The organism is Oikeobacillus pervagus, assembly GCF_030813365.1.
In the GTDB taxonomy this organism is placed as follows: domain Bacteria; phylum Bacillota; class Bacilli; order Bacillales; family DSM-23947; genus Oikeobacillus; species Oikeobacillus pervagus.
The window spans coordinates 1-16554 of record NZ_JAUSUC010000007.1; the positions used below are offsets into that span (position 1 = coordinate 1).

General features: G+C 36.7%; 10 protein-coding genes. 3 read left to right on the plus strand and 7 right to left on the minus strand.

Annotated features, from left to right (window positions below; translation table 11 throughout):
* The first annotated feature begins 657 nt into the window (after positions 1-657).
* Complete coding sequence (locus J2S13_RS04055; protein ID WP_307256429.1) at positions 658-3687, plus strand: efflux RND transporter permease subunit; 3030 nt, start codon at positions 658-660, stop codon at positions 3685-3687.
* Positions 3688-3782: 95 nt separating this feature from the next.
* Here J2S13_RS04055 and J2S13_RS04060 read toward each other — a convergent pair whose 3' ends face one another.
* Complete coding sequence (locus J2S13_RS04060; protein ID WP_307256430.1) at positions 3783-5468, minus strand: methyl-accepting chemotaxis protein; 1686 nt, start codon at positions 5466-5468, stop codon at positions 3783-3785.
* Positions 5469-5735: 267 nt separating this feature from the next.
* Between J2S13_RS04060 and J2S13_RS04065 the strand changes: the two genes are divergently transcribed.
* Positions 5736-6992: a YeeE/YedE family protein gene (locus J2S13_RS04065; RefSeq protein WP_307256431.1), complete on the plus strand. Its 1257-nt coding sequence runs from the start codon at positions 5736-5738 to the stop codon at positions 6990-6992.
* A 76-nt stretch (positions 6993-7068) separates the two neighbouring features.
* Here the strand turns inward: J2S13_RS04065 and J2S13_RS04070 are convergent, their stop codons facing one another.
* The 6 genes from J2S13_RS04070 to J2S13_RS04095 form a co-directional block, all read right to left on the minus strand.
* Positions 7069-7776: an MOSC domain-containing protein gene (locus J2S13_RS04070; protein WP_307256432.1), complete on the minus strand. Its 708-nt coding sequence runs from the start codon at positions 7774-7776 to the stop codon at positions 7069-7071.
* Between the two features lie 65 nt (positions 7777-7841).
* The gene (locus J2S13_RS04075; protein ID WP_307256433.1) at positions 7842-9794 is read right to left on the minus strand and encodes an SEC-C metal-binding domain-containing protein; all 1953 of its coding nucleotides are present in this window, start codon (positions 9792-9794) and stop codon (positions 7842-7844) included.
* A gap of 293 nt (positions 9795-10087) precedes the next feature.
* Positions 10088-11365: an MFS transporter gene (locus J2S13_RS04080; protein WP_307256434.1), complete on the minus strand. Its 1278-nt coding sequence runs from the start codon at positions 11363-11365 to the stop codon at positions 10088-10090.
* A gap of 494 nt (positions 11366-11859) precedes the next feature.
* A complete protein-coding gene (locus J2S13_RS04085; protein WP_307256435.1) occupies positions 11860-12549 on the minus strand; it encodes an ABC transporter ATP-binding protein in 690 nt (229 codons plus the stop codon).
* A gap of 2 nt (positions 12550-12551) precedes the next feature.
* Positions 12552-13619: an ABC transporter permease gene (locus J2S13_RS04090; RefSeq protein ID WP_307256436.1), complete on the minus strand. Its 1068-nt coding sequence runs from the start codon at positions 13617-13619 to the stop codon at positions 12552-12554.
* A 139-nt stretch (positions 13620-13758) separates the two neighbouring features.
* Complete coding sequence (locus J2S13_RS04095; RefSeq protein WP_307256437.1) at positions 13759-14265, minus strand: DUF1648 domain-containing protein; 507 nt, start codon at positions 14263-14265, stop codon at positions 13759-13761.
* Between the two features lie 760 nt (positions 14266-15025).
* Here J2S13_RS04095 and exaC point away from each other — a divergent pair.
* Complete coding sequence (gene exaC, locus J2S13_RS04100; RefSeq protein ID WP_307256438.1) at positions 15026-16546, plus strand: acetaldehyde dehydrogenase ExaC; 1521 nt, start codon at positions 15026-15028, stop codon at positions 16544-16546.
* Positions 16547-16554 lie beyond the last annotated feature (8 nt).

A 16554-nucleotide genomic window follows, 5' to 3' on the forward strand; every position in this document is an offset into this window, starting at 1 on the left:
TGATTTCCAATGTTTTCTATTTTGCATTAAACATTGTAACCATGAAGGGAGAATTTGACCCTTTTCTTTTTACACAATTATATGGACTTTATCTGGGAAATAGACAAATCTATTAAATTCATGCTTAGGAATCCACGAACGGGTTCAAAAAACGGTCGTGCAAGTACCCATAAGACTCCAAATTGCCCATTCTTATTGGCGAAGTGGCCATTCCCCATTTTATACTGTATAAATGAAAATCATTTGTCGAGATATTTCTACGATAGGCTTTCCTCATTCAAGAGGAGGTCCTATTTTTTTCTTTTGATGCTACTCCCTTACGCCCTTTATTCTACGTCTACAGACCTAGATAAAACTACAACTTTTGCACGTCATATATTTTTTAACATGAAGATACAATGAATATGGGATGTGTGAAATATTTCCTCTTAATCTTCAATCAATCCGGGTCTAGCCTTTTTTGATTTTGAATTTCTACTCATGATTTTCCAACTTTCTTGAAATAAAGGTCTTTTTGCCCATTAATCTACGATCATATTACTTAAAGATTTTGTAATAATTACATAAAAATGGTTGAAGGTCCCTCATTTGAACATGTATACTTTAGAGTGCATGTTTTTCTGATAAATCACACTATTTTAATAAAGGAGAATGGTAGTGAATCTTTTAAAATTTATTGTTCAGAGAAAAATTCTTATTGGATTAATGGTTGTATTAATCATGGTGTTTGGAAGTATTGCTACCCTTAAACTGGACAAAGAATTATTACCAGATGTAGGATTAGACGGAGCATTTGTAGAAATTAGTGCAGGTGAAATGTCTGCTATTGAAGTAGAAAGAACGATTACAAACCCGATAGAACAAAAAGTAAAAGCTTTAGATGGGGTTGAATCGATCCATTCCACGACAAATATTGGGCAAACTTCTTTACAAATGACATTTGAACGCGGGCGTGGAGAAGAATTAATCAAAGAAGTAGAAGCCATTGTCAACGCTACCAAATCCGAAAATTCTGCCATAACAGATGCCTTCGCTGCACAATTTGGTGGAAGTCAAAGCTACGAATTTTTCCTAGATGTGTCAGATGGAGACATGAGTGAAATGACTTCATTTGCGAAGAACATCTTAAAGCCTCGATTAGAACAATTACCAGAAGTAAGGGAAGTTTCCCTATCTGGAGTTGTCGAAAACGAAGTGATTATTGAGTTTGATCGTGATAAAATTATCAAAAACGGACTAGATATTTCTCAAGTAATTCATGCGATTGGCGAGATCAATAGTGAAAGTACACTTGGGGAATTAAATAAAGAGAAAGAATCTCCCACTCTCCGCTGGGATACAAAACTGGAAAACATTGAGGATATAAAAAATATTCGTATTCCTTCTGCAAATGGTTCCATTGAGTTGAAGGAAGTGGCTAATGTATCCTTACAACCGAAAGAAAACTCCTCTTATGTATGGAAAAATGGGACACAGGATTTTATTTTCATTCAAGTAGGCCGTACTTCGGAGTTTACACAAATTCAGATGGCTGAGGCAATCCGTACAGAAATTCAAAAAATCCGGGATGAAAATCTCGTGAAAGATTTTACATTAAATGAATTAGTTGCTCAAGCTGACTATGTCCAAGATTCTATTGATGGTGTAACAAGTAATATTTTAATCGGTGGGCTTATTGCGATTGTAGTACTCCTCCTTTTCTTACGTAATATTAGGGCGACTTTTATTATTGGACTTTCGATTCCAACATCTGTATTCCTTACATTTGCTACCATGTGGGTGTTTGGCTATAGCTTTAATATGTTAACGTTAATTGGTCTTGGATTGGGAATTGGGATGATGGTCGATGCCTCCATCGTTATACTTGAATCGATTTATAAAAAGAAAGAACAAGGAATGGCGTCACTTAGTGCTGTGTTGGAAGGAACGAAAGAAGTTGCTGCTGCGGTCATTGCCTCAATGTTAACAACGATTGTCGTCTTTTTACCAATCGGCTTAATGGGTGGTGATGCAGGAAAATTCACCATGATGCTATCAGCTGTTGTAGCGATTACACTCATCAGCTCAGTGATCATTGCCTTTACATTAATCCCTTCTCTTTCTGAAAAAATATTAAAACTGCGAAAACAAAAGAAGAGAGAGAAAAGAAAATTTTTACAACGATCTTATAATCAATTAGTATCATGGACAATTAAGAAGAAACGCCATAGTTTTGCGATCATTACCCTCTTTTTTCTCATGTTTGTCGGTTCATTACTACTCGTAACGAAAATACCTATGGCGATTATGCCAGATATGTATAACCGTTACTCGGAATTAATGGTGGATTTAGAGACAGGGGTATCTATGGAGGAAAAAAGAAAAATCGCCAAAACCATTGATGAAAAACTCTCTTCAATCGAAGACGTTGAATCCAACTATGTGATTAACAATGGCGATATGTTTTTTACCCTCATTAATATGACAAAAGGCGAAGATATTAAAAGAGAACAAAAAGAAGTAAATGAAGAGATTCTCAAATCTTTACGCAACTTGGACAAAAATTACCCGGTCGAGGGAGTCCAGAATATAATGTCAGGTGGTGGCGGTTCCCCTGTTCAAGTCAATATAAAAGGAGAAAGTTTCGAGAAATTACAAGAGATCTCAGGCGATGTTGAAAAGAAACTTCAAGAAATTGAAGGCATCGTTGGAGTGAAGAATTCGATGGAACGGACTTCTGAAGAACAAGTGATTCAATTAAAGCAAGGGGAGCTTAAGAAAGCTGGATTGTCTCAACTACAAATTAAACAATTTTTGGAACAAGCATTTTTACAAATGCCAATAGGAAACATGACTTTTGAGGATGAAGAAGTTCCAATTGCTACGAAATGGAAGGAATCAACAGAGACGAAAACCGATCTACTAGATATCAAGATTCCAACGGCAAATGGGGAGAAAAAACTTTCAGATTTTGTAGAACTGAAAAAAGTGGAAACTCCTAATGAAATTTCCCACGTTGATGGAGAACGATTTATGTCCATTTCAGCTGATATAGAAGGAAAAGACCTTGGTACGATTAATCGAGAGGTTCAAAAATTAATTGAAAAGTACGATAGCCCTACAGGATATACCGTTTCAATTGCTGGAGATTTAGAGCAGCAACAAGAATTGATTAAAGAAATGATTCTAATCTTAGCGATTGCACTCTTTTTAGTGTACTTCGTCATGGCTGTCCAATTTAATCATCTTGGTCATCCACTGATTGTCATGTCAGTCATTCCAATGACGATTGTGGGGGTCATTCTTGGCTTATTTATTACTCAAATGGAACTAAGCATCATGTCTGGAATGGGAATCATCATGCTCATCGGAATTGTATTAAATAATGCCATCTTGCTCATTGACCGTACAAACCAGCTTCGAAATCAAGGATACACAGTGGAAGATGCCCTTGTTGAAGCAGGAAATAATCGGATTCGTCCTATTTTTATGACTACTTTAACAACGGCTGGTGGTATGCTCCCATTAGCATTAGCATCCGGTACAGCTAGTAATTACCAAGCACCAATGGCAACTGTCATCATATCCGGTCTCATGTTCGCTACCTTGATCACATTACTACTCATCCCAGCCGTATACCGATTATTCACAACGAAAGGAACAAGTAAGAAAAAGAAGAAAAAAGAAAAAATGGAGATCCCAGTATAAATAAAGGGGTGACAGGCACCATCCAGAAACTAGGAATCCTCAAATTGGGTAAAAAAGAGACTTGATTCTTTATGAATCAAGTCTCTTTTTCGGCTTTAAACTTTGAATCGAGATACCATCATTTGTAGTTCTTCTGCTAGTTTTGATAATGAAGTGATGGCGAAGGAAATTTCCTCGATTGAGGCTAATTGCTCCTCGGTTGCGGCTGCAATCATTTCTGAATGCGACGTTGTTTTTTTCGTTCCCACGGTAATTTCCTTTATGGAGTGTTCTACTTTTTCAAAGTCTGCTGTCATTTGGTGTGTTGTTGCAGCCACCTCTTGTATTTGCGATGTCACTTGTTCAATGAAATCAAGTATATCATAAAAATTTTCCACGGTTCGCTCTGATGAAATCATCCCTGTATGAACATTTTTACGAACAAGTTCAATATTTCTTACGGTTTCAGTTGATTCATTATGAATGGTTCGGACGAGGGTTTCAATTTTTCCCGCCGAAACATTTGTTTGATCGGCTAATTTCCTCACTTCTTCTGCGACAACAGCAAATCCTTTTCCATGTTCCCCTGCTCTCGCTGCCTCAATCGCAGCATTCAAGGCGAGTAGATTGGTTTGGTCTGAAATTTCAGTTATAAGCGTTGAAATTTCTTTAATTTCCGTCGTAGCTGTTACAAATGATTCAACACCCTCACCCGCAAGGTGAACAGACTTATCAATTGATTCCATTTGCCCTAACACTTTTTTTACAGATTCTGCCCCATTTTCTGCTCGATCTTTCATCGTAGTGGCTACTTCTGCGGCCGCATTTGCGCTAGCAGCAACAGCCAGCAAGCCTTGTAAAGATTCCTGTACTGAATTTAAACTACTCCCCATGGAATGATTTTGATCATTATTCTGATTTGCGATCGTTTGCATGGATTCAGAAATTTGTACGGATGCTGATTTTGATTGTTCTGTACTTGCTGAAAGTTCTTCTGCAGAGGTAGTCACTAATTCAGACGAATGACCAATTTGTTTTATGATCCCACTAAGTGATTCCACAAATGAATTAAATGAATGAGCTAACTGTCCAAACTCATTTTTCCCATTCACCCGAACTCGGTTGGTCAGATCAGCCTCACCTTTTGCAATCTCCTCTAATTGCTGATTCATGATACTTAATGGTCGAAGAATAGATCGTAAAAGCGAGAAAGTTAAAATGATCCCTATTAGTGTAGAAATGATGACAACGACAAGAAGTGCCACTTGACTCCATGTCCCTTTATTTTCGATCTCAGTTTTTAACTTGTTCACATCTGTATTTAACATACCAACGATCTTATTGACTTTAGGATCTAATACTTCTTTTCTTAAAGTTCTTTCTTCTCCAAAATGAAGATCTTCAGCCTTTTTTGGATTCGTATCGACAATCGTCATCACTTGTTGATTGATTTCCCAAAATTCAAAAAAACTTTTCTCTAAGGCGATGATCTCCCTCTTATATTTTTTCTCATCTGCAAGCGTTTGTAATTTTTCTAACTTGTTTTGAACATCCTTCGCCTTTGTTCTCATTCCATCAGCATACTCACTTTTTCCAGTTATAATAAGCCCCCTTTCATCATTTGATAGACCAGCTAAACGATATTGGATAGATGTTACTCCCTTTTGAATCTCCATTTTATTTTTTAATTGGTGATTTTGGTCTATTGTCGAATTAATAATAGACATAGAAAATGACCCAAGACCTATAATCGTAATAATTAAGATCGTCATGATCATCATCAGTTTTGTTTTTATTTTCACTCTTTCGGCCCCATTTCTATGATGTTTTCCCCCACCTTAACAGGCAGTATACTCCAACTGAATGAAGTTTCCCTTTATATGATTATATAACTATGAAAAAAGATTCATACAAAATCTATTATAGAACAGACCTTATAAAAACTTAAAGACCTATTGTCATAGATATTTGCAAGAATGGAATCTGTTGACTGTTTACTTTGCTATTTAGATGCGGTATGATGATAAAAAATAAATTCCAACTATTTATATAGGATAAGAGGTGTAAAAATGACTCAACCTTCGATTACTACACAATCTAAATGGGATCATAAATCAACGACCTTTGTATCACGTCTCAATCCCATGCAAAAAACTCTTGTGTCAGCAGGAATTATCATTGCTATCATTCTACTTTTATCCATTGTTTCTGTTGCAAATTGGACACAAGGTGTACTATTTATCATCGGTCTAGCATTAGGTATCACACTTTTATATGCACGGTTTGGATTTACTTCAGCTTTCCGTCGGCTTGTGTCTGTTGGCAATGTCCAAGGTTTACAAGCACATATGCTCATGCTTGCAATTGCATCCATTTTATTTGCTCTCATCCTCGGGTCAGGTATCAGCTTTACTGGGATAACACCTGCAGGATATATCTCACCTGTTGGCGTAAGTTTACTATTTGGTTCCTTTATTTTTGGAATCGGAATGCAACTAGGAAATGGATGTGCTTCTGGAACACTATATCAAGTTGGCGGTGGAGCTTCTTCCATGTTATTAACCCTTCCAGCCTTTATCGCCGGGTCTGTCCTTGGGGCTTATCATTTTACTTTTTGGATGGAGGATACCCCTTCATTTCAACCATTTTCTTTAGCTGAATCTACAGGACTTGGTTATTCAGGGGCATTAATCGTACAATTAATTCTTTTCGCCATCATTTATTGGATAACGATTCAAATTGCCCAAAGAAAGAATCCACCAATGATGAAGCCACTTGCCACAACGACTGGATGGAAAAAAGTCATCCGCGGGGCTTGGCCATTATTTACCGCTGCTATTGTTTTAGCTATTTTAAATGCATTCGTGTTAACGGTGAGAGGAACTCCTTGGGGGATTACTTCAGCATTTGCTCTTTGGGGTGGAAAGATCCTCATGGCTATGGGTGTTGATGTAGCAAGTTGGAGATTTTTCTCCGGTGCTAGTGGGGATGCTCTTACTCAAACTGTCCTAGCTGATTCTACTAGTGTCATGAATTTCGGCATTATTTTAGGGGCGTTTATTTCAGCAGCCGCTCAAGGTACCTTTAAGCCAAAGAAAATAAAACCAGGAATTGCAGCAGCTTCTATCGTTGGCGGGCTTTTGATGGGATACGGTTCCCGTCTTGCTTTCGGATGTAATATTGGAGCCTATTTTAGTGGAATTGCTTCTTTCAGTCTTCATGGCTGGGTTTGGGCCATCATGGCCTTGCTTGGAACTTATGTTGCTTTATTTATCCGTCCACTTTTCGGTTTAAAAAATCCAAAGTCAACCGATACATTTTGTTAGAATAATAGATGTTCAAAAAAAGAGACTGCCTCGTCCATTCTTATGAATGATTTTAGGCCGTCTCTTTTTTAATAGATTATTCATTTGGTCCGAGCACTCGATTACGAATATCTTGAGACTCTCCTTTTTCCACACGATTTCTTAAAGTCGTTCTCCAATTAATTGCAAGTAAGTCGATATTCGCAAGTTCTTGAGCCTTTTCCAAATTCCGTTTATCCACATGCATAATCTCATTACATTTAGCAACCGTCCACTCTGCAAATGGGCGGTCTAACAAAATGAACTTTTGCCCTTCTTCAACGAATCCTTCTTTTAATACACGAAAATACCAACCCGTTCTTCCGGTATTTTGCAGTAATAATGCTAAATTTTTTATTTTAAATCGGCGTGCAGGCTTCCAACATGGTTGTCTTGGCTGTGAAACTTGGACGATCGCCTCACCAATTTGAAATGTGTCACCAATCGAAATCATCTCTTCTGTAATATTTCCCATTGAGAAATTTTCTCCCATTCCACCTGCCATCATACCAACAGACCCTAACTCTTTTTGCCAATAGATATAATGGGAAGTTGGGTAAGCAAACACAGCTTTTTCCGGCCCTCCATGATGCTTTAAGTCGGCTTGCCCATCCCCCGCTACATTTGTTTTTCCAACCCAAATTGGCCCTTGGACGGGTTCTTTAAAAATTCCACTTGTCCATTCACGATCCATCGGTTCCTTTGCCTCTTTTTTCCCAACCGTTTTTGGTTTCCCTACAAATACTTTTTCTAATAAAATATCCACTAAAATCCCCCCTGCAAGTGTTTCCTCTATATATTCATCCTTTTCTTATTAATTATGGATATTCATTATATGCGCTTAAGCCATTCTATTGCTTCTGGATGCTTATTCCAAATATGGTGATGATCTATGGCATAAATGATCGCTTCAGATGTTTCACCAATCTGATAAGCTGCCGGAGCAGATAGCGGAAGCTTCTTTTTACCAATTAAAAAATCAATTACATACGGATTTTTTTCCTTTGCTTTTCCCATTTGTATTTTTACTTTATTTGACAACCCATTCTCCAAATACCCAAGGAGTGCTTCGTTATATGCCCCATTTGCTGTGACCTCAGGATATTGCATTAATAATGATTTTGCCTTATTCAGTAATCCACATTCCACATAAGCAAGGAATAATTCATAGCGAACTCCCTGATTATCTGATGGGTTTAACGCTAAAAGATCTTCAAGTTGTTTAATCGCTTCTTCATATTTTTGTAAGTCCATTAAAAGAACACCATACTCATATTTCACCCGCATATAAGGTCTGGTACTAACAATTCCCCAAAAATGGCCTTTATTCTTTTTGAAAAAATCGTGTCCTAAATCTTTTTCTCCAGCTTCAATACCTTTACGATACAGTTTAAGTTGTTTCAAAGGCTCCCATTCATATTCTTCTGCTAAAATAAGATAAGCATCCGGACTATTTGGATATAGTTTCAATGCTTTTTTGGCTAATTGAAATCGTTTAGGGCCCGTCGTTTCATAAGCATCAAATAATAATTCTTGTGCTTTTTCTTTATTTGATAAAGGTTCCGATGCCGTTTTAGGATGGTTGATTTGTTGATTCATGAATTCATTTACTTCATCCAATGATTCAAAATTCATATTCTCCATTTTACGCTCTAACTTACGAAGCTCACGTTCCATGGTCATTCTTGTATTAAAAGGGGCACTCGAATCAATATCTTCTTCATCATAAAATGACGACAAATTTTCATCCTTTAGACGGTTTATTTCTTCATAAAAGATTTCTTCCATTTCATTATATTTTGCTGAAATACTACTTGCCGACACATTAAATTCCTCTGCCAATCTTTTTTGCGTAATCCCCCAGGAGAATTCAGACATTCGACTTACAAAATAAACAAGCACAGCTACATATAAATCAACTTTTTTAATTTTTGGATTTCGCTTTTCACAGAATCGATGCCATATAAGTAGCCCTAAATCAGTCACTATCTCACTATTTTTGACATCAGACATATAATCCATAAACTCATCGGCAACTTTCTTATGTTCTGGTAAATTCCATGTTAAATTTTCCATCGATTGTTCAGGAATTCCAAACATAAATAGCGAAAGGATTTCAGGGAAAAATTCAGAAGTAAAATCTTTAGGATTCTCTTTCCCACTATCTTCATAAAGCTTAAGCAGATATGACTGCATTCCATCAGTTTGTCCGGATGGTAAATCAATAAAGCTTGTGAGAAATACGTTTTTTTCTCCTGCTGGTAAAATGGTACCAAGTACAAGTCCACCCACTTCTACATCGCGACTTTCACCTAGCTCTTTAACCTTCTTGACCTCATTTGTAAAAATATCCTGTAAAGTTAAAGTCAATTGATTGTCTTGCTCAAGGATCATTGAAATCGAAGGAGTAATATTAGAAACTGCCCATGATTTCACTATTTCTTTTATTCTCTGTCTAGTAAATGTGTGTAAATGACCATCTATAAACTCCTCTAAAATGGTTTGTCCCGATAGTTTGACATATGTAATATACCAAGTTGAAACGAAAAAGTGAAAAATATCTAACGCTTCATAAGGAACATCAAAATCATCACATAGTTCCTCAACGTACTCATCTATTTCCACGGAGTATTTCCGGGAATATTGAAAAATATCTAGTTGAATCTCCTTCAATTCATTTTCGACTAATCGATCCATTGAAACTACATTACTCTTTCCACAACATTTTTTGTACTTCTTCCCACTCCCACAAGGGCATAAATCGTTCCGACCAATCTTTTTCATAAGCTGAACTCTCCTCTCCCGGTCCTCTATATGAACAGCTATTCTAGAAAACTCAATAAGCGCTAGCGTTCACTATCTTTTTTACTATACCTCATATTTCATTCTTGCCCAAGTACATTGTAGGCAAACATAGAATACTAGGAAAAGCGTAAGGGAAATCCAGCCTATGTAAAATCATCTTAAAAAAGCTGCCTAAAAGAAGCAGTGATCCTCCACCTATCTTCTTTGTTTCCAAATCATTTTGAGGTGGAGGTTTTACTGCCCGTTAAGATTGGATAAAACCAAATCCAATTTCAATTGATCGAAATGCCCGAGGATGGATCTACTCTTTTTTTCTCAGGAACTTTCCAAAGAATGATGCCACCGATAAAAAATAAAATGATTAAACTAAACACACCACTATTTGTATTTCCCGTTATTTGTGCTGTTACACCGACTAACATGGGGCCGAGAATGGTCGCAAACTTATAAAAGATATTGTAAAATCCGAAAAATTCATTGACTGATTCTTTCGGAACAAGTTTGGCAAAATACGCTCTACTCAATGCCTGTATACCTCCTTGGGAAGAAGCCACAAGCATCGCAAGGATCCAAAAATCGAGTGTCGTTTCTAAAAAATAAGCATAAGAACAAATAATGATATACATTCCGATTCCCACAAATAACATGATTTTCCCCTTAAAAATATCAGCCAGTTTTCCGTATAAAATTGCAAAAGGTGCCGCAACGATTTGCGTAACAAATAAAATGATTAGAAGGTTTGAAGAGCTAATTCCAAGATCTGACCCGTAGGCGGTTGACATCGTAATGACGGTATGAACCCCATCGATATAGAAAAAGTAAGCAAGAAGAAACAAGAAGATCGGTTTATAGGATCGAATACTTTTCAAAGTATTAAAAATCTTCTCAAAACTATAAACAACAGGATTATTTACACGTTCCACATAATAATTCTGTTGTACATTTTTCAGAAGAGGGATTGTAAATAACCCCCACCAAAGAGCTGTGATCGCAAATGCAGCTTTACTAGCCGTTTCGACTGTGATTGGAATCGTGGAATTTTGGGCTAACAGAATAAGCGCAACACTGATCACAAATGGAATAGTACTTCCGATATAGCCAATCGCAAATCCCCTCGAAGAAACCCTATTCATACGTTCATCATTCGTAACATCAACAAGAAAGGCATCATAGAAAATATTTGCCCCTGCAAAACCTATAACTGTGAACACATAGCAAAATAGCAAAAACAACCACTGATCTGTTGGCACAACAGCGAGAATCGTTGTAAATACTACACCTAGTCCAAAGAAAAAAGCAAAAAACTTCTTCTTAAAACCTTTAAAATCAGCAATCGTCCCAAGTAGAGGAGCTAAAATCGAAATGATGAATGTCGCAATTGAGTTTGCATAACCCCAATAGGCAGTAGATGTTGGACCAGTTAAGCCAGCGTCAGAAGCAACCGCTTTAAAATACAATGGAAAGACAGCTGTTGTGATAATAAGTGAATAGGCAGAGTTGGCCCAATCATACATAGTCCAGCTTTTCTCTTGCTTGGATAAACCGTTCATCCGCATTTCCCCTCTATTAGAATTTATAACAGACTCCCTTTTATTCAAAGTGAACGTTTCTAACTTCATTGTACTATTAAAATATTCATAAGGATGTATTTTTTTACAAAATAAACATAAAATTTACAATAAGTAAAAGTGGAAGTGCCTAGTTCATCGGCGTACGGATTTTGTATTTTTCGACTGAGATAAAGGAAACACTGCGAGGTAGTCTACGAGCTGATGTTGACTTATCGGAGGGAGAAAACGGAGAAATTCGCTAGACGATAGGCGCTGTGCTGAATATCCTAAACAACAATAAAATATCCAGGCACCACCCTCTGTCAGTGTGCCTGGATATTTTAAAACATACTTAAATGATAATTCTTTGAGAGCAATTCTAATAATTTGATTCCTACACGGCATCTTCATCACCATTTGTAGTATGCCCAATAATAGACAGAATGCATTCGCAAAAAATGGTCAAAAGAGGAACTTATACACGGACCCCTTCATTACATCATTTCAACTAATTCTTTCTCTAATTTTAATACGCCATCTGTCATTTTATAAACACGATCGAAATATTGAATTAATCTTGTATCATGTGTCACGACAATAGTCGTTGTCTCTTTATTTTTTGTTTCATTTTTTAACAGTTCCATTACTTCAAAAGCACGTTCAGAATCTAGTGAGGCAGTCGGTTCATCCGCAAGAATGACAGATGGATTACTATACAAGGCTTTGGTAATGGCAACCCTTTGACGTTCTCCACCCGATAAATCAGCAGGATATTTATTTCTCAAGCGGGTAATTCCTAAGTCTTCATAGAGCTTGTTTAATTTATTCTTTGACATATTTCCTTTCTTTACTTTATCCAATAACTTCATTTGCATATCTACAGTTAAGAAAGGGACAAGATTGGATGCCTGCAAAATAAATCCAACTTCTTGCAAGCGAATTTTTGAGCGTTTTTTTTCATTTAATGAAATTAAACTTTGCCCATTAATGATCACATCCCCTTCAGTGGGAGTTTGTAATCCACCTGCAATTGTTAAAAAAGTACTTTTTCCTGACCCTGATGGCCCGATAATCGCAATCAGTTCTCCTTTATTTGCAGTAAAATTTGTTTCCTTTAAGGCATTTACTTGGTTATGACCTTTTCCATATACTTTCTTCACATTCACTAATTGTAAAACGGCCATTTTTATCCCCCTATCGCTTTCAATGGATCTATTTTCACAATCGAAACGACTGAAAAAATTGCACCCAATATCGCAACAGCTATTAGGATAACACCATATAAAATCATTGTGATATAATCGAACGACACTGGCACCGCATTAGGTAAAAACATCCCCGTTACGACCGTCAACACAAACCCTAAAACCACCCCAATTGCAGTTACTAAAAAGGTTTGCACAACAACAGACTGAGCAAGAAAACGATTAGAAATCCCTTGAGCCTTCATCACACCAAACATACTCTTCTTTTGAACGGTTAAAACATAAAGGAAAATAGCTACAATGACGGCAGATATAACAAATAAAAAATAAATCATAATTTGTAACGTTAATCCTTGTTCTGTATATCCTGGTAAATGCTCAATAAAGGATTCAATCTCGACCACTTCAAGTTCAGGGGAAGTCTTAACAGAGGATAAATCCGATGTACGTATCACGATTCCGTTAATTCTGTCTTGATTTTCAGAATAAGCTCCCCCATATTTCACCTGTTGTAAGGTGTCAAGTCTTGTATAGACAACCGGAGAAGCATTAAATCGCGATTGACTCGTAAAACCAACAATGGTTAAAACTTTATCTGTAGCAGAAAGTTGAAGTTGATCTCCTAATGAGAAGCCATCATTCTTCAAAGATTCGCTAGCCACTACCTCATACACCTTAGAGTACATTTCCCCCTCGATGATCTTTGGTTGAAGGAAACTATCCCTCTCGATCCCAAAAATCGAAACATTCGCCTTCACCTTTTCATTTCTTGCAATGGTGTTAAGCTGACCAATTATCGCATTCTCCACACCTTTTAATTTTTTTGCTTCATCTAAATACATAGATGATTGTGGTAAACTTTTATCCGATTCCTTAGTCAAAATAATTCCCGTAGCCTTCCATTTATCTATAGCGTCACGGTTCATATTCTCAAGACCATTGGCAAGCCCCGACAAGAAAAAGACTAGGTAGGCAATAAGCATCAGCACACCGGAAATTAAAATATACCTAAATTTATTTTTTCTAATTTCATTCCAAGCTAAAAACATGGGCCCATCACCTATTTACTTTTTTTCATTCTGAAGTATTAAATCACATTGAAAGTCGCATGGAGTTATTTTTCATTTTTTCGTGATTAGTCGATACCTCCCGAAATTTTTCCACATTCTCTTGCATTATGAAAATCTTTTATTTAATTTTTCTCTGCTTGACAATCCCCAATATGATTGGAATTCCGGTACCTAAAATGACAATCGGTATGAACCATATTCCAAAGCCACCACTCCATCCTAAAGCAATAGTAACCGATTCAAATAAAATAAGCGCAAAAATGATTAAACAAATATTTTTCAACTGATTCAGCATTTTCCGACTGTGCAAATAAAACTGTTCAGCATTCGATTCATTGAATCTTTTCGGATAATTATGTACTTCAGGAAATTTCTCAAACACTTGCATGAAAAGAAGTGTACATAGCCCTACACTAGGTAATATGATGAGTTCCCATTTTGATCCCCAGCGATCCACCTCTCCAGCAGCATTATAATGAGCGGGAACTTTTTCAGGGAGAATATTCCAAACAGATATTAGAAAAATAATCGATCCAAAATAAAAGAAAAAACCCACGATGTCCCAAACCCATTCACCCTTTGTCTTTGGAATAATTAATTTAGGACGTTTCCAAGAATTGGACATATTGATAGCTCCTCTAGAATTTAATTGTGGTCTTATGAAATTTTTTAATGTCTACCAAAAAAATTCATCTTCATTGCTTAATTTGATGAAGAAAGGAAAAATGATGATGAACAAGAGACTTACATATCCCAAAGTGAAAATTCGTTGGGTTTCAGATGAAATATATTGCTTATGCCCACAGTTCGGACAATTTTTCCCATTCTTTGAAAATCCGAGAGACCATATTTCTTTCACACTCCATTTAATATGACAATTTGTGCAGTGTGCCATCATTCTCCTCCCTTTCTTATATTGTATGTCGTCTTCATTTATTCATAGTCGGATCATAAAAATCTTTATTAATATTTTTCAATTTTCCTTTAACGAATATAACTCTCATAAGTAATGGTAGCAGGTAACGTTTTCAAATGAAAGAAATGGGATAGTTTCTAAATATATTTTATGTTCATTCAAATCTCTTTCTTCTCCAACAATATTTTTTCTACAGTGGGAATTATAACCGATAAATCAATGAATTAATGGTTCAGGAACTCGTAGAGCCCTTGATAGATAAGAGTTTAAACACATTCAAACGGTAAATAAGTAAATAATATAATAATTTAGTATTTTCCGGAATCATGCATATCTCTTGAAATTTTTCGTAAGGAGGAACATTATGAATATAGAAACAAAACCTAGATGATTACAGCTACCTATTAAATAGAAGCGTAAGCGCATTCATCAGGTGAAATTTCACTATCATTATAAGGGAGAGATTAATATGATTTATGCAAATCCGAATACCCCAGGGGCTATAATTGACTTCAAAGAAAAATACGACAATTTCATTGGTGGCAAATGGGTTGCTCCTGTAAAAGGCCAATACTTTGAAAACAAATCTCCAGTTACCGGTGAAGTTTTTACAAAAGCTGCTCGTTCCACAGCAGAGGATATTGAATTAGCATTAGATGCAGCACATGCAGCTAAAGATGCCTGGGGCAAAACTTCCCCAGCTGAGCGTGCTCGTATTTTAAATAAAATTGCAGATCGTTTAGAAGAAAATTTAGAAAAAATCGCTGTTGCTGAAACTTGGGATAATGGGAAAGCTGTCCGTGAAACATTAAATGCGGATATTCCGTTAGCAATCGATCATTTCCGTTATTTCGCTAGTGCTATTCGTGCTCAAGAAGGACGTACAACTCAATTAGACAATGATACAGTAGCTTATCATTTCCAAGAACCACTTGGTGTTGTCGGACAAATTATTCCATGGAACTTCCCAATTTTAATGGCAGTATGGAAAATTGCCCCGGCTCTAGCAGCAGGTAACTGTATTGTTTTAAAACCAGCTGAACAAACTCCAGCTTCTATCATGGTATTAGTAGAGTTAATTCAAGACTTGCTTCCTGCAGGTGTTCTTAATGTAGTGAATGGTTTCGGTATTGAAGTCGGAAAACCACTTGCTACGAACCCACGTATTTCAAAAGTCGCATTCACTGGTTCAACTGCAGTTGGCCGTCAAATTATGCAATATGCAACTGAAAATATTATCCCTGTCACTCTTGAACTTGGTGGTAAATCACCAAACGTATTCTTTGAAGATGTGATGGACCAAGATGATGATTTCTTAGATAAAGCAATCGAAGGCTTTGTCATGTTCGCTTTAAATTCCGGTGAAATTTGTACTTGTCCTTCTCGTGCATTAATCCAAGAATCAATCTATGACAAATTTATGGAACGTGCATTAGAACGCGTACAAGCGATAAAAATTGGAAATCCACTAGATACAGAAGTGATGATGGGTGCGCAAGCTTCTAATCAACAAAAAGAAAAAATCCTTTCTTATATCAAACTTGGGAAAGAAGAAGGTGCTGAATGCTTAATTGGTGGTGAAGAAAACCATCTTGAAGGGAAACTTGCAAATGGGAACTACATCAAACCAACTGTATTCAAAGGTCATAATAAAATGCGTATTTTCCAAGAGGAAATTTTCGGACCTGTTCTTGCGGTTACAACATTCAAAGACTTCGATGAAGCGATGAAAATTGCCAATGATACACTTTACGGCTTAGGTGCAGGTGTATGGTCACGTAGCGGTGATATTGCTTACCGTGCAGGCCGTGGTATCCAAGCTGGTCGTGTTTGGACTAATACTTACCATCAATATCCAGCAGGCGCAGCATTTGGCGGATATAAAATGTCTGGTATCGGCCGTGAAAATCATGCAATGATGTTAGATCACTATCAACAAACAAAATGTTTATTAGTAAGTTACGATAAAAAGCCTCAAGGATTCTTCTAAATCGAAAG